The following is a 14,384-nucleotide window of genomic DNA, read 5'->3' as shown; positions in this document are numbered from 1 at the left end:
CAGCTAGGCGAGCAGCCAGTCCAGCAGGCGCACGAGTCCGGTGACGGCGCCGATGGCGCCGATGATCCATACCGTCTGGCGGTGCATGGCGGTGCGGAGGTTGGTCTCGGTGGATTTGAGGTCGACCCGGACCTGCTCGAGGTCGACCCGAACCTACGCGATCTCTTTCTGCAGCTTCAGCTCGACTTCCTTCATTTCCTTGCGAACGACTTCGATCTCTTTCTGAAGGCGCAGCTCGACGTCCTTTATTTCCTTGCGGACGGCTTCGAGCTCCTTGCGGACGACTTCGATCTCTTTCTGGAGGCGCAGCTCCGACTCCCGCACGTCCGCACCACGGGCGATCTCGCCCGGCCGCGGCCAGCCTTCCTCCAGCTCGCGGATGGCGTCCACGATCAGGCGAAACCGGGTGCGATCATCCGGCGCCTCGTTGACCTGTTCGTAGAGCTTGAAGGCGAGTGTCATGAGACTGGGGTGAGGGCTGCGTCGGAGGCTGGGACGGGACGCACCCTGAGGGTTGAACCTTCCAGGTTCCGTTAGAGTCCCTTTTGGGGCTACTATGGAGCCTTGCAGAGGAGGTCCACATGTCCATCAACGTCAAGCTGTCAGAGCCGCTTGTTGAGAGCGCCAAGCGCCACGGCGCGGTCGAGCATCGTTCGGTACCCAAGCAAATCGAATACTGGTCTCGGATCGGTAAGATCGCGACGGAGAATCCGGATTTGCCCTTCAGCGTTATCCGCGAACTCCTGCTTGCCGATGAAGAAGAACCCGTCGGTGAGTATCAGTTCGGCTGATGCGCATTCTGATCACGCCAACCTTTGCGCGCGCGGTCAAGAAAATGCACCGCGCGCACAAAGCGAAGCTCGATGAAGCTGTGCGTACGATCAGCCGCCAACCGGACGCGGGTGAAATCAAGGTTGGTGCCCTTGCGGGTGTAAGGGTCTGCAAATTTCACATGGGCAACGGGCTGGCCCTGCTCGCCTACCGGGTGCTGGACGAAAACACGGTCAAACTGTTGATGGTTGGACCACATGAAAATTTCTATCGCGATCTCAAGTGCATTGACTAGTGCAAACGGGACGCTGGGGCCAGGTAGATGCGCTGACCCGGCCATCAGCAGGATCAGCCAGTAGATGGCTTGATACGGCTGCGTTACGGCCTTGTGCCGCATGGTCTGCTGCGCGACCTAGGCGCCGGGCGAGCCGCCGCAGAGCTCCACGAGGTGCGGGGAAGACGTTCGATGGCTGCCCGCGGGTTGAGTACGTTGGTGAAGACCATGCTGGGGCCGCAGAAGACGTCGTCCTCCAGCGTGACGGCGTCGTAGATGCTGACGTCGTTCTGGACCTTGCAGTTGTCGCCGATGACGACGTCGTTGCCGACCTAGCAGTTCCGGCCGAAGGAGCAGCCCGCGCCGATGCGCGCGCCGGCGCAGATGTGGACCCCGTGTCAGATGCAGGTGCCCTGCCCGATCTGGGCGCCGGGGTCGATGATGGCGGTGGCGTGGGCGGTGTAATCCATGCACAGCCCCTCAGCGTGCCTTTTTGCAGAAGGGATGATCGGCCCCTTGCTGGTCGCGATAAAGGCCAGCGGGCATTGGCATCAGCAAATGCGCAATTCGGGGCGCTTGCCAAGGAGGTGGAGTGCGCGCTCAAGTGCCGGAATCTTGGTGCTATGTTTCGGGTCGAGCATTCGACGCGCCTCTTTTTCGTCCACTCCCAGGCGGCGAGCCAGCTCAGACTTGTTGACCCCCTGCTCGCGCATGGCGAGATACAACGCGGCTTTCATCGCGGTGCCGATCGGCACGGCGACCAGTACCTCGCCCCGCTGCGCCTCACTTGCCGCCGGAATGTCTTCGTCATCCTGAATCCGCATTTCGGTGGCCGCCTGCAATGCGCCCTCGGCAGCCTCTAGGGCATCTTCGCGCGTATCGCCTTGGGTGATGACCTCTGGCAGGTCACGACAGGTGACGATGGAGCCGCCCTGCGGGTCCTCAGCAAGCGCGACGGGGTAGACAAAGCTTTGCATGGTCAAAGATCCTGTTCGCTGAGGCCGAGTTGTTTGCTGTGGGAGCGGCCTCTGGTCGCGATGCGTTTGGGGGTGGCGGTGCGGCATCGTCGCGGCAGGGATGCCGCTCCCACGGGGCGTGCGTGTGCGTGTGTGGCAGCGGCCTCTGGCCGCGATACCATCAATGCCGGGACAGGGCGCGCTGCCGCGGGCTCATTGGGCGGGGCAGCTAGGCAAGCAGCCAGTCCAACAGGCGCACGAGTCCGGTGACGGCGCCGATGGCGCCGATGATCCATACCGTCTGGCGGTGCATGGCGGTGCGGAGGTTGGCCTCGGTGGATTTGAGGTCGACCCGGACCTGCTCGAGGTCGACCCGAACCTGCGCGATCTCTTTCTGCAGCTTCAGCTCGACTTCCTTCATTTCCTTGCGAACGACTTCGATCTCCTTGCGGACGACTTCGATCTCTTTCTGGAGGCGTAGCTCGACGTCCTTCATTTCCTTGCGGACGACTTCGATCTCTTTCTGGAGGCGCAGCTCCGACTCCCGCACGTCCGCGCCGCGGGCGATCTCGCCCGGCCGCGGCCAGCCTTCCTCCAGCTCGCGGATGGCGTCCACGAGCAGGCGGAACCGGGTGCGATCGTCCGGCGCCTCATTGACCTGTTCGTAGAGCTTGAAGGCGAGTGTCATGGGACTGGGGTGACGGCTGCGTCGGAGGCTGGGATCGCCGGGGAGATTGGATCGAGCATAGCAAATCTGCTCGGTAGATCGGCGTCAGCGGCGTGCGTGCTGTTGTCGATTGACGGGGCCTTCTGAGGGACGGAAACCTTGACGCCGTTAGGCGTCGGATCGCTGTGAGCCTGCCCGTCTGGGGCTCGGTGTCGCGGCAGGGATGCCGCTCGCACGGGTCCGGGCACTTTTGCGGCAGTCCGGATGGCGGCAGGGGCTCAGTTTTTGCGGAAGCGGCCTCAGTCCTGCTGCTCCGGTCCGATGAGTGCTTCCAAGCGGTCGGCGTCGAAAATGCCGTCGAGCCAGGCGTCGAGCTGGGCGATGGGCGCTGCTTGGATGCGGGCGACGGCCCAGTCGGGCAAGGGGCCGAAGCGGCGGGCCAGCAGCCGCCCAAGATCCTCGGCCTTGCCTTCTGCCTTGCCTTCCGCCTTGCCTTCCGCCTTGCCCTCGGCAAAGATGCTCTGGTATGCGCGGGTCTCTTGAATGGGGGTGGATGGGTTCAGCATGGCCCAAATCTCCTGCGCGGACAGGCCGCGAAAGCGTTCGCGCTCCGGAAACTGCTCGCCATACAGCCCCATCTTGGTGAGCAGGTTATACCAGGCCTTGGCCTGCGGCTGCCCTTGAAATTCGACCACGTACACTGGCCCGGCGTGCCCATCGGGCTCGAGAATCCCGTCCAGGCGCCGCTCCAGGCTCTTGATGGTGAGGGAGCTGAAACGGTAATCACCCGAAAGCCTGTGTCCACCGGTCAGCACCCGAAAGGCTTCGGGGCCGGCCGTCAGGAAGATGTAGATGGGGTGGTCGGTCTTCATGGCCAGGGCCACGTATGAGAGGCAATGGCTGTTACGATGTCGGCGAATTGCGAGGAAATCGGACGATACCGGCACGCGAGAGCTCCATATAACAGCATCCCTGCTCCGCGAGCTCGCACAGTATGCGCATCAGGCCACTTGACGGGCGGGCTCGCCGGACACCAGCGTGCGCGCGTAGTGCAGGCACGCAATGATGTCCTCGCGCTCCAGTTCCGGATGGTCGGCCAGGATGTCATTGATCGACATCCCGGATGCGACCATGTCCAGCACGACCTCCACCGGCCAGCGCATGTGGCGCACGCAGGGCTTTCCGTGGCAGATGTCCGGATCGACGGTGATGCGGGAAAGGTCGGACATGATGGCGCTGGCGCAAGGAGACTTACCTCGGAGGGTAGACTCGGTATGGCTGCGTCGCAACCAGATCACACCGGCGCGGGAGACCCAAGGCCGGCGTGACACGGCAGAGGAAAGCAGCGGGAAACGGGGAAACGGAGCTCGGTGACGTGGACACCGGCAATTACGGGGACGGTAACCTTAATTGCTGCGCCCTTCGGCTTGTGGCTGATGCGTCCGTGGCAGGCTGAATGCCGCGGTGGGGATGGCACTGCCGCAGTGCTCGGATGGCTGCGCAAGCGCCGTCTGCTGCGAAGTGATCGGCATGGGGGTGCGGCGTCGTCGCGGCAGGGATGCCGCTCCCACGGCGCCTGCGGCGCTAGCGCTTGCTCCGCGTGTTGGCGGCGGCGTTTTCGTCCAGCGCAGGTGTCTTCGGCTTGGGCTTCGGCCCTGGCTTCTTGCGTTGCAGTGGGCGGCCGAGGCGGGCCTCCAGGGTCTGGACGAAGGTGTCCTGCCCCAGCGGGCGGCCGGTGCGCATGTGGGCATGGATTTGCCTTGCGAAGGGGTCCTCGTCCGGCTCGGCGAGCAGGACGTCCCACTGCGGCATCCGATCCAGCAGCGGCTGCACGTCCACCAGCTCGTCGTCACGGCCGGCGAGGTGGGCGCGGGCGCTGGACCAGGACCAGTCCTCTGGGCGCTCGCAGAGGCCGGCGCGCACGGGGTTGCGCTCGATGTAGCGGGCGGCGGCGACGAGATGCTCCTCGTCCATGACGAAGGAGTGGAAGCGCTCCTGCCAGAGGTGGCCGCGCCAGTCGTTGCGGGCGTTGATGCGCCGGGTGTAGCGGCGGTGGGTCTCGGCTACGGCGCAGCGCAGGCCGTCCTCGTGCTCCGGCACCAGGATGAGGTGCACGTGGTTCGGCATCAGGCAGTAGGTCCAGACGCGGCTGCCGCAGCCGGCGGCATGCGTGGCCATCAGGTGGCGATAGGCTTTGTAGTCGTCATCGTCGAAGAAGGTCTGCTGGCCGCGGTTGCCGCGCTGGGTGATGTGGTGCGGCAGGCCGGGGGCGACGATACGGGCGATTCTGGCCATGGCAGCAGAACGGATGGGATCTAAGAAGGGTTCAGTATACTGTCACCATTTTAAATGGGCAAGCGATGCGTTTTGGAACTGACTTAGGGGACAGTACACTTAATCCACATCCGGCGTCTTGAAGCCGATGCCGTGGATGTCCAGCGCGAGCCGGTAGGGGTTCTCGCGCACCCGCTGCACGGCCTCGTCGCCGTGGGTCTTGTAGATGCGCACGGCCCACGCCGTGGGATTGCAGGAAGACCATGATCTCGCGGATCGCCTTCTGCTCCGCCCAGGCGTCAGCGACCCGCTGTCGGGGCGGGATTGGCCCGGTGCGGGCATGGTGGTGGCTGGCCGGCTCGCGGGGCTGACGGGAGGCCCTCTGATGATAGATGGTCAGTCGCCGTTCGAGGCCGGTTGGGCCGCTTGTCGCAGGCGCCGCAACGCGGCCCTGGCCTGACTGCCCGGAAGCCGAGTCCGCGCCCGGCGGAGCCCGTGCTCAGGACCCGGTTTCATCGAGGCCCGCGTTCAGCGCCTTGTCCGGCCAGTAGCGGCTGCCGGTGAGCCCGGCGGCGACCTTCCAGCCCTGCTTGGTGAGCACGAACACGGCACGCCCGTCCTCGAAGCCGAGGGCCAGGCGCTCGTGCTTGTCGCCGGTCATGCTACTCGCCTCGGCGCTGGCGTCGAGCCCTTGGGTGACGAACTTGTGATAGGCGAAGGGCGTCTCGAACAGGATCACGAACTGGGTGTCGAAGCCGCCGAAGCCGAGGCGCACGCCGACACCGGCGCTCGCCATGCGCATGTAGGTGCGCTCGCCGGTGGTGTTGTCCACGGCGACGCCGCGGCCGTAGCCCCCTGCCAGCCCGAGCTTGACCTGCCGGGTGTCGAATACGGCATAGCCATAGCTTGCGCCCACCAGCGGCGCCACGTCGGGGCGCTCCGCCAGCAGCCGGTCCAGGGCTTGGCTTGCCATCACGTCCAGCTTGGCCCGGGTGGCGGCGGGGGTGTCGGCATCGCCCAGGTCCTCGGCGGTCTCATTGACCGTAGTCTTGACTTTGTTGACGGTCTTCTCCCCCAGCTCCCCTGCCGCACGGGCGGCGTCGCCGGCGGCGCGGCCGGCCTTATCGGTGACTTCACCCGCCTTGGCGGCGGCGGCTGACGCCTTTTCCTTGAGATCGTCCAACAGGGACTGCGCGGGCAGGGGCGGCGACAGTCCGACACAGGCCAAGGCGAGGACCAGCCCCGACAGCATTAGTGTGCATCGGCGCGCGCTTGGGTATGGAGGTGCCTGCATGCGTCTATCCTCTAGTGATCGTCGGTGCCATCGACGCGAGCTTAACCCGTCGGGATGGGGGCTGCCTGCATGCTCGGGTGCTCGCCGCGGCCAGGCAAAGCTGGACGCGGGGCGTGTGTGCCTGCGTGCTCGGACGAGTTCAGTATAACGTCCCCAGAATTGCGGGTGGGTGCCTGCTGGTGTTGCCGCGCTGGTCCCTGGCATCATGCCGGCGAGCAACGGGAGGACTGAGACTTGATTGATCGCCTTGCCGACGAGCTTGGGCTCGAAGACGGCCTGATCTACTTGAATCACGCGGCCATCGCGCCCTGGCCGAAGCGCGCGGTGGCCGCCGTGCAGGCCTTCGCCGCCGGCTGCGGCAGCGCCGGCTCACAGGGCTATCCGCAATGGCAGGCCACCGAGCAGCGCCTGCGCATGCGCCTCGCCGAGCTCATCGGTGCAGCCCTGCCGGAGGACATCGCCCTGGCCAAGAGCACGTCGGAGGCGCTGTCTTTCGTGGCCCAGGGGCTCGACTGGCAGCCGGGGGATAACATCGTCGGCATCCAGCAGGAGTTTCCGTCCAACCGGATCGTCTGGGAGGCGCTCGGCGAGCAGGGCGTGGAGTACCGCCGGCTCGACCTGAGCGCCAGCAGCGACCCGGAAGCGGATCTGCTTGCTTTGTGCGACGCGCGCACGCGTCTCGGTGCGGTGAGCTGGGTGCAGTACGCCGGCGGCCTGCGACTGGACCTGGCCCGGCTCGGCCAGGGGCTGCGCGAGCGCCGGGTGTTGTTCTGTGTGGACGGCATCCAGGGGCTCGGCGCCCTGCCCTTCAGCCTCGCCGACGTGCCGGCGGACTTCATCGCCGCCGACGGCCATAAGTGGCTGCTGGGGCCGGAGGGGCTGGCGCTGTTTTGGGTGCGCCCGACGCTGCGGGACTCGCTGCGGCTCACCCAGTACGGCTGGCACATGGTAGAGGACATGGGCAACTTCGACCGCAAGGACTGGCAGCCCGCGGACAGTGCGCGGCGCTTCGAGAGCGGCAGCCCGAACATGCTCGGCATCCATGCGCTGGAAGCCAGCCTGTCACTGCTCTTGGAGGTGGGCATGGACGCCGTCGCCGACGCCATTGCCGAGCGCAGCGCGCAGCTGGTGGCGCTGGTGGACCGGCACGGCCTGGAGCTGGTGAGTCCGCGGGAAGCCGGGCGCCGTGCGGGTATTGTCACATTCCGGGTGCCGAAGGTGGATAATCAGGTGTTGTATCGGGCGCTGATGCAGCGCGGGCTCATGTGCGCGAGCCGCGGTGGAGGCTTAAGATTCTCGCCGCACGCTTGGACGCCGCCGGAGCAGTTGGAGCAGGCAATGGCCCTGACGCTGGCGACGGCAGAGACTTTGAAGCCCGGCTGAGCGCGTCCTTCAGCCCGAGCAGCCCGCGACCCGGCGCGAGCGCCCGCAATCGGATCCGCCGGGGTCCAACCCAACCCGATTTCGGCAGGCGTGCGACATGGCGGCGCCGCCGGGGAGAACGCACATGTTCGAGGCAACCAAAGTGGGCCGCACCGTGAGCAAGGGCGAGTTCAAGGCCCAGCGCGACGAGCTCCGCACGGAGCTGCTGGACGCCCAGCGGCGCCTGAAAGAGAGTGACATCTCCGTCATCGTCGTCGTCTCCGGCGTGGAGGCCGCAGGCAAGGGCGGCGTGGTGAACGCGCTCAACGAATGGCTGGACACCCGCGGGGTGCAGACCTTCGCATTCTGGGAGATGAGCGACGAGGAGCGCGAGCGCCCGCGCTACTGGCGCTTCTGGCGGGCGCTGCCGCCGCGGGGCGAGATCAGCATTCTGTTCGGCGGCTGGTATCTCGGGCCCATCGAGCAGCGCTTTCAGGGCCATTGCGACGATGCGGCGCTGGACGCGGAGCTGGCCCGCATCGTGGACTTCGAGCGCATGCTCACGCAGGACAACGCACTCATTGTCAAGTTCTGGTTCCACCTGAGCGAAAAGGACCAGAAGAAGCGCCTCAAGGAGCTCTCCCGCGACGACCGCAGCCGCTGGAAGATGCTGCCGGAGAAGTCCAAGTTCTCTGAGCAGTATCAGCACTTCGAGCACGTCGCCGAGCGTGTCATCCGCCAGTCCGACCGCGGCATCGCGCCCTGGTATCTGGTGGAAGCCGAGAACACCCGCTACCGCGACCTCACGGTGGGCAAAACCCTGCTGCAGGCCATCCACGCCCGACTCGGCGAGCAGCAGGTCGTCACCGAGCCGGCCACGCCGTCCGATCCGCTACAGCTACCGGAGTCCGAGAGCGCCCAGGTGACGCTGCTGGACCAGCTGGATCTCAGTCAGTCGCTGGAGAAGGACGCCTACAAAGAGAAGCTGAAGCAGCTCCAGGCGGAGGTCAACGAGCTCGCCTGGACCGCCTATAAAAAGGGCCGCACCACGGTGCTGGTGTTCGAGGGCGTGGACGCCGGCGGCAAGGGCGGCGCCATCCGCCGCATCACCCAGGCCGTGGATGCCCGCCTCTACCGCACCATTCCGGTGGCGGCGCCCACGGACGAAGAGAAGGCGCATCATTACCTGTGGCGCTTCTGGCGGCATATCCCCCGCGCCGGGCACATGATCCTCTACGACCGATCCTGGTACGGCCGGGTGCTAGTGGAGCGCGTCGAAGGCTTCGCCACCGAAGCCGAATGGCGCCGCGCCTACAGCGAGATCAACGAATTCGAAGAGCAGCTGGTGGAGAACGGCGCCATCCTGATGAAATTCTGGCTCCAGGTGAGCGATGAGGAGCAGCTGCGCCGCTTCAAGGACCGGGAAGATACCCCCTACAAGCGCTACAAGATCACCGAGGAAGACTGGCGCAACCGCGAGAAATGGTCCGAGTACAAGGCCGCCATCAACGAAATGGTGGCCCGCACCAGCACCGAATACGCGCCCTGGACGCTGGTGGAAGGCGATGACAAGTACTTCGCCCGCGTCAAAGTGCTCCAGACCGTCTGCGACGGCATGCGCGAGGCGCTCAAAAAAAAGAAGAGCGAGATCGGCACCGGCGTCTTGCGCTGCGGGGATCTGCTGCGGGCTGACGACGACTGAGCCGCACGCCCCGGCCGGGGGCTTCTGTCAGCCGGACGCGGCCGCGGCCGCGCCGAACAGGTGGAAGTAGTTCTCGGCCGTCAGCTCGGCGACGGCCTCGGGGGACAGGCCGCGGAGCTCGCCGATTTTTTCGGCGACGTGGCGCACGTATTTGGGCTCGTTCTTCTTGCCGCGGTGCGGGACTGGGGCGAGGTAGGGGGAGTCGGTCTCGATGAGCAGGCGCTCCAGCGGCACGCGGCGGGCGACCTCGCGAAGGGATTCGGCGTTCTTGAAGGTGACGATACCTGAGAAGGAGATGTAGAAGCCGAGGTCCAGGGCTTGCTCGGCCATCTCCCAGGTCTCGGTGAAGCAGTGCATGACGCCGCCCGCTCGGTCCGCACCGGCATCGCGCATGATGGCGATGGTGTCCTCGCGGGCGTCGCGGGTGTGGATGATGAGCGGGAGCTGGCTCTGGCGGGCGGCGGCGATGTGCACGCGAAAGCGCTCGCGCTGCCACTTGAGGTCGCCCTGGTTGTAGTGGTAGTCGAGGCCGGTCTCGCCGATGGCCACGGCACCGGTGGCCGCCGCCAGTTGCACCAGCTCCTCGGCGGTGGGTGTGCGGGCGTCCTGCTCGTTGGGGTGGACGCCGACGGAGATGGACACGTCCGGCTGGTCCGCGACCTTGGCGCGCATGGCGTCGAAGTCTTCGAGGTCGATGCAGACGCAGAGCATGTGGTGCACGCCGCTGTCGCGGATGGCCCCCATCAGCTCCGGGAAGCTGCCGCCGTAGGGGGTCAGATCGACGCGGTCGAGGTGGCAGTGGGAGTCGACGAGCATGGGTCTCGGTGTGGCGTTTTGCGTGGATTTCGGGGCGCCGGTGCTGGCGCAGGTGTCGGCGTCGCGCTCTGAGGGCACTCAACGCATGCTGCGGGGAGCATCCCCTTGAGCAGCCACCTGGATGCTGGCAGCCGCAGCAGGCGGTAACCGTCCGTTGGCTCACATGGTGTGGGTGGGGCGCTCGGCTTCCAAACCGCCGGCGAGATATTCCTCGATCTTGCGGCGGGCGTCGCCCTTGTCGTGCTCGCTGAACTGGATGCCCACGCCGATCTGGCGGTTGCCCTCGGCGCCGGCAGGGGTGATCCAGACGACGGTGCCGGCCACCGGGATGCGCTCTTGCTCATCCATCAGCTGCAGCAGCAGGAACAGCTCATCACCGAGGCGATAGCGCTTGCTGGTGGGGATGAAGAGCCCACCGTTGCGCACGAAGGGCATGTAGGCAGCGTAAAGCGCCTGCTTGTCGCGGATAGCGAAGCTCAGGATGCGCTGGCGGCCGCTTTGGGGTTCGGGATCCATAGCAAAATTGGCTGTAACGCTGGTCGAGGCGCCGATCAGCCGGCGCGCCCCTGGGCCCTGGGCCTGGTCAGCGCCGCCCAGCGCAGCAACAGGGATTCGAACAGCAGCTGTTTGTTGACGCTGGACTGGGCCTCGCTTCGGGCGGCGTAGAGCTGCTGTAGAAAGCGGTGCCCGCCTGCCGCGCCGACGCCCGATGCGATGCCGGCCAGCCTGCGGCGCTGGTCCGGATTGATCAGGTGTGCCGCGTGCGGGTCCATCTGGAGCCGCAGCCAGTCACTCACCCAGCCCACGAGCCAGTCCAATACTAGCCGCGGCTCCAGGGACTGCCAAGCCTTGGCGACGGCGATGGGGTCCGCTTTGCCGGCGCTGACCTGCTGGAAGGCCGTCAGGCATTGCTCTCGGGCTTGCAGGTCGGTCTCGCCCGCCAGGGCCAGCGCCCGCAGAGGCGCGCCTTGACCGAGGACCAGCAGTTGCTCGGCATCCGAGCCGGCGGCCGGTCGGTCGCCGCCGCCCTCGCCCCCGGCCAGCTCGCCGCGCAGCCAGGCCAGGGCCTGCTCGGCCGCGGGCGGGGGCATGGTGAGCTTATGGCAGCGGCTGCGCACCGTCGCCGGCAGGCTGCTCGGCGCCTCGGCCACCAGCAGCCAGAGGGTCGCAGAGGCCGGCTCCTCCAGGGTCTTGAGCAGGCTGTTGGCGGCGACGGGGTTCATGGCCTCCGCCGGGGCGATGCGGTAGACGGCGCGGCGCCCGCGGCTGGAGGTCATGGTCTGGCTGCCGCAAACCGCGCGCACCTGCCCCGCCAGGATCTCGCCCGTCTTGCTGTCGGCATCGGGGACCAAACGGGTCAGGTCCGGATGGTTGCCGGCAGCGAGCAGTTGGCACTCCGCACATGCACCGCAGGGCAGTCCGTCGGCGCCTGGCTGTGCACAGAGCACCGAGGCCGCGAGCAGGTCCGCGAAACGGCGCTTGCCGATGCCGGCCGGGCCCTGGATCAGCAGCGCATGACCGAGCCGATCCGAGCGCACGGCGGCCTGCATGGACTGCCATTGGTCCTGCTGCCAGGGCAGCAGCACGAGTGGGACGGGCTCGCTGAGGATCATGTGTCGGACACCGGACCGCCCTGCCCCGGGCGCACCCGCGCCAGATAGCCCTGCACCGCTGCGATGCTGGCGGCGCCGACGGCGGCGGGGTCCTGGCTCGCATCGATGGTGACGAAGCGCCCGGGCTCGGCAGCGGCGCGGGCTAGGTAGGTGTCGCGCACGCGCTCGAAGAACTGGCGCTGCTCGGACTCGAAGCGGTCGGGCTCGGAGCGCCCGCGCGCCCGCGCGAGCCCGACCGCGGCGGGTAGGTCGAACAGCAGCGTGAGATCGGGGCGGCGCTCGCCCTGCACCAAGCGCTCCAGGGTCGCGATCTGCTCGACGGGCAGACCGCGGCCGCCGCCTTGGTAGGCGTAGGTGGCATCGGTGAAGCGATCGCAGAGCACCCAGCTGCCGGCGGCCAGTGCCGGCAGGATGCGCTGGTGCAGGTGCTCGGCGCGGGCGGCGAACATCAGCAGCAGCTCGGTGTCGCCCTGCATGCAGGTGTTGGCGGGGTCCAGAAGCACCGCGCGGATGCGCTCGGCGATGTCGCTGCCGCCGGGCTCGCGGGTCACCAGCACCTGGAGACCGGCGTCGCGCAGGCAGCCGGCCAGGGCGTCGCGCTGGGTGGTCTTGCCGGCGCCTTCGATGCCTTCCAGCGTGATGAAATGCCCGCGCATTGGGTCTCGCGTCATGGGGTGGGCGGCCGGCGGGGGCCGGGTCAGGCGTCCGCCGCCGCGGTCTCGGGATCATCCGCCGTCGGCGCCTCGGGCTCGCCGGCTGCCTCCTCGCGCAGGTCGGCACAGGGCTGGTTCAGCTGATAATGCCGCACGGCGCAGTTGTGCTCGTCCAGGGTCGCGGAGAAATAATGGCTGCCGTCACCGCGGGCGACGAAAAAGAGCTCGTCGCCGTCCGCCGGGTGCAGTACCGCATGAATGGCCGCCCGGCCGGGCAGCGCGATGGGCGTCGGCGGCAGCGCCGGGATGACATAGGTGTTGTACGGTGTCTCCCGGCGCAGGTGCTCGCGGGTGATGTCGCCGTCGAACTCATCGCCGAGGCCATAGATGATGGTGGGGTCGGTCTGGAGCTTCATACCCTGCTCCAGCCGGCGGGTGAAGACGCCGGCGATGCGGGGGCGCTCGCCCGCCCGGCCCGTCTCCTTCTCGACAATGGAGGCGAGGATCAGAGCCTCGTAGGGCGTCTCGATGGGCAGCCCGTCGCTGCGCGCGGCCCATTCCTCGTCGAGCACCTCGCGCATGCGCTGGTAGGCCCGGGTCAGGATCTCGACATCCGTGGTGTCGCGGTCGAAGAGGTAGGTATCCGGGTAGAGCCAGCCCTCGGGGTGCTCGGCCTCGATGCCGAGGCGCTCGAGGATCTCGGCGTCAGACAGGCCCGTCAGCGCCGTGTCGAAGACTTCGGCGTCCTCGACCGCCGCCAGCGCCTCGCGGAAGGTCATGCCGGGCACGATGGTCACTGGGAATTGGATGGATTGGCCGCTGGTCAAGCGCGCCAGCACCTCGGGGGGCTTCATGCCGGCCTCGAGGGCGTATTCGCCGGCCTTGAGCGCATTTTGCTGCTCGCTCTCGTAGGCATGCATGGTGAACAGGAAGCGGCTGCGTATCCAGCCGCGATCGGCCAGCTCATGGGCGACGCCGCGGATGGTGGCGCCCTCGGGCACCCGGTACACCACGCGGTCTTCCTCCAATTGCACCGGGGTGGCGAGGAAGTCCTGGTAGAGGCTCCAACCGCCCCAGGCCAGGGCACCACCGGCGATGGCCAGCGCGAGTAGGGTCGTGACAAGGGTCTTCACGCGTGCGTCTCCGGTTCGAGTGCGATCTGGCGCACCCGTTCGATCAGTTCCGCCGGCACCATCTCGGGCGGGTAAGGATGCCCCCCGAGGTCGGCCACCGGCACCGCACCGCGCAGGGCATTGGTGATGATCAGCCCCCGGGCGGCGAACAGCTCCGCCGGGCGCAGCACCCGCTCGGTGACCGGGATGCCCAAGGCGTCGGCGCATTCATACACCACCGCGCGGACGGTGCCGGCGACACCGCAGGTCGTCAGCGGCGGGGTCGCGAGGCCGTGGTCGTCGAGCACGAAGACATTGGACATGGTGCCGCAGACCACTTGCCCCTGCGCATTGCACATCAGGCCGTCCAGGATGGCCGGGTCGGACCACTCCGCACGCGCCAGCACCTGCTCCAGGCGGTTCAGGTGCTTGATGCCGGCGAGACGGGGATTCTCGCCGAGGCGGGCTTCGCAGAGTGTCAGCCGGACGCCGGCTTCTGCACCGGTGGAATGGCCCGGCAGTCCCGGCGCAAAGGACAGGATACATCGCGGCGTCGGCGCCGGCGGCGGCGCATAGCCGCGTGGACCGCTGCCGCGGGTGAGCATGAGCTTGAGCACCCCGTCGCCGGCGTCGGCACCGATCAGCAGCCGCTCGACATCGGCAATTACCCGGGCCGCGTCTGGCAACGGGATATGGAGTCGCGCACAGCCTGTTGTCAAGCGCGTCCAGTGGCGGTGCCAGAGGCAGGGTCTGCCGCGGCGAACGGCAATGGTCTCGAACAGACCATCGCCGTAGTGGAGGCCGCGGTCGCTGGCCGGGACCCGGTCGTCCTTGCGCCCGTCGATGAGCGTGAGCGCCCGACTCATGACGCGGTATCCGTGGTTGCGCAA

At 67.3% G+C, this 14,384-nt stretch carries 17 protein-coding genes and 2 pseudogenes; 4 read left to right on the top strand and 15 right to left on the bottom strand.

Going from position 1 to position 14,384, the window contains the following annotated elements; all coding sequences use genetic code 11:
* Positions 1-153 precede the first annotated feature (153 nt).
* Positions 154-462 carry a DUF1640 domain-containing protein gene (locus CKO31_RS21230; RefSeq protein WP_200241175.1) on the bottom strand — a complete coding sequence of 103 codons (309 nt, stop codon included), beginning with the start codon at positions 460-462 and terminating at the stop codon, positions 154-156.
* A gap of 119 nt (positions 463-581) precedes the next feature.
* On the opposite strand from CKO31_RS21230, the gene CKO31_RS21225 reads away from it, so the two are divergent.
* Positions 582-791 (top strand): TA system antitoxin ParD family protein, encoded by a 210-nt coding sequence (locus tag CKO31_RS21225; RefSeq protein WP_200241174.1) that lies wholly within the window; start codon positions 582-584, stop codon positions 789-791.
* The gene (locus CKO31_RS21220; RefSeq protein WP_200241173.1) at positions 791-1,066 is read left to right on the top strand and encodes a type II toxin-antitoxin system RelE/ParE family toxin; all 276 of its coding nucleotides are present in this window, start codon (positions 791-793) and stop codon (positions 1,064-1,066) included. The genes CKO31_RS21225 and CKO31_RS21220 overlap by 1 nt, the downstream gene beginning before the upstream one ends.
* 164 nt (positions 1,067-1,230) lie before the next feature.
* Here CKO31_RS21220 and CKO31_RS21215 read toward each other — a convergent pair.
* The 8 genes and pseudogenes from CKO31_RS21215 to CKO31_RS21180 all read right to left on the bottom strand — a co-directional run.
* Positions 1,231-1,515, bottom strand: a pseudogene (locus CKO31_RS21215) (LbetaH domain-containing protein); the annotation flags it as partial.
* An 81-nt stretch (positions 1,516-1,596) separates the two neighbouring features.
* Positions 1,597-2,022, bottom strand: a complete 426-nt coding sequence (locus CKO31_RS21210) for a type II toxin-antitoxin system HicB family antitoxin (RefSeq protein ID WP_200241172.1) — start codon at positions 2,020-2,022, stop codon at positions 1,597-1,599.
* Between the two features lie 208 nt (positions 2,023-2,230).
* Positions 2,231-2,689 carry a DUF1640 domain-containing protein gene (locus CKO31_RS21205; RefSeq protein ID WP_200241171.1) on the bottom strand — a complete coding sequence of 153 codons (459 nt, stop codon included), beginning with the start codon at positions 2,687-2,689 and terminating at the stop codon, positions 2,231-2,233.
* Positions 2,690-2,967: 278 nt separating this feature from the next.
* The gene (locus tag CKO31_RS21200) at positions 2,968-3,540 is read right to left on the bottom strand and encodes a DUF2887 domain-containing protein (protein ID WP_200241169.1); all 573 of its coding nucleotides are present in this window, start codon (positions 3,538-3,540) and stop codon (positions 2,968-2,970) included.
* Positions 3,541-3,669: 129 nt separating this feature from the next.
* On the bottom strand, positions 3,670-3,897 hold the full coding sequence (locus CKO31_RS21195; RefSeq protein ID WP_200241168.1) for a DUF433 domain-containing protein: 228 nt from the start codon (positions 3,895-3,897) through the stop codon (positions 3,670-3,672).
* A gap of 355 nt (positions 3,898-4,252) precedes the next feature.
* A complete protein-coding gene (locus CKO31_RS21190) occupies positions 4,253-4,963 on the bottom strand; it encodes a transposase (RefSeq protein ID WP_200241167.1) in 711 nt (236 codons plus the stop codon).
* A gap of 108 nt (positions 4,964-5,071) precedes the next feature.
* Positions 5,072-5,258: pseudogene (locus CKO31_RS21185) on the bottom strand (helix-hairpin-helix domain-containing protein); the annotation flags it as partial.
* A 183-nt stretch (positions 5,259-5,441) separates the two neighbouring features.
* Positions 5,442-6,194 (bottom strand): lipid-binding SYLF domain-containing protein, encoded by a 753-nt coding sequence (locus CKO31_RS21180; RefSeq protein WP_200241165.1) that lies wholly within the window; start codon positions 6,192-6,194, stop codon positions 5,442-5,444.
* Between the two features lie 276 nt (positions 6,195-6,470).
* Here CKO31_RS21180 and CKO31_RS21175 point away from each other — a divergent pair, with 276 nt between their 5' ends.
* Complete coding sequence (locus tag CKO31_RS21175) at positions 6,471-7,619, top strand: aminotransferase class V-fold PLP-dependent enzyme (protein WP_207148077.1); 1,149 nt, start codon at positions 6,471-6,473, stop codon at positions 7,617-7,619.
* A 124-nt stretch (positions 7,620-7,743) separates the two neighbouring features.
* Positions 7,744-9,300, top strand: a complete 1,557-nt coding sequence (gene pap, locus CKO31_RS21170) for a polyphosphate:AMP phosphotransferase (protein ID WP_200241164.1) — start codon at positions 7,744-7,746, stop codon at positions 9,298-9,300.
* A 27-nt stretch (positions 9,301-9,327) separates the two neighbouring features.
* On the opposite strand, the gene CKO31_RS21165 is transcribed toward pap, so the two are convergent.
* From CKO31_RS21165 to pabC, 6 genes are all read right to left on the bottom strand, one after another.
* The gene (locus CKO31_RS21165; protein ID WP_200241179.1) at positions 9,328-10,116 is read right to left on the bottom strand and encodes a TatD family hydrolase; all 789 of its coding nucleotides are present in this window, start codon (positions 10,114-10,116) and stop codon (positions 9,328-9,330) included.
* 159 nt (positions 10,117-10,275) lie between these two features.
* Positions 10,276-10,632, bottom strand: coding sequence for a PilZ domain-containing protein (locus CKO31_RS21160; RefSeq protein WP_200241163.1), 357 nt, complete (start codon positions 10,630-10,632; stop codon positions 10,276-10,278).
* 35 nt (positions 10,633-10,667) lie between these two features.
* On the bottom strand, positions 10,668-11,729 hold the full coding sequence (locus CKO31_RS21155; protein ID WP_200241158.1) for a DNA polymerase III subunit delta': 1,062 nt from the start codon (positions 11,727-11,729) through the stop codon (positions 10,668-10,670).
* Positions 11,726-12,400 carry a dTMP kinase gene (gene tmk, locus CKO31_RS21150; RefSeq protein WP_242475555.1) on the bottom strand — a complete coding sequence of 225 codons (675 nt, stop codon included), beginning with the start codon at positions 12,398-12,400 and terminating at the stop codon, positions 11,726-11,728. The genes CKO31_RS21155 and tmk overlap by 4 nt, the downstream gene beginning before the upstream one ends.
* 26 nt (positions 12,401-12,426) lie before the next feature.
* The gene (gene mltG, locus CKO31_RS21145; protein WP_200241157.1) at positions 12,427-13,515 is read right to left on the bottom strand and encodes an endolytic transglycosylase MltG; all 1,089 of its coding nucleotides are present in this window, start codon (positions 13,513-13,515) and stop codon (positions 12,427-12,429) included.
* Positions 13,512-14,360, bottom strand: coding sequence for an aminodeoxychorismate lyase (gene pabC, locus CKO31_RS21140; protein ID WP_200241155.1), 849 nt, complete (start codon positions 14,358-14,360; stop codon positions 13,512-13,514). Before pabC ends, mltG begins: the two co-directional genes overlap by 4 nt.
* Between the last annotated feature and the right edge of the window lie 24 nt (positions 14,361-14,384).

Origin of the sequence: Thiohalocapsa halophila (assembly GCF_016583825.1) — a bacterium.
GTDB classification, from domain to species: Bacteria; Pseudomonadota; Gammaproteobacteria; order Chromatiales; family Chromatiaceae; genus Thiohalocapsa; species Thiohalocapsa halophila.
Note: the sequence above shows the minus strand (reverse complement) of the source record. Positions and strands in the feature narration are given on the sequence as shown.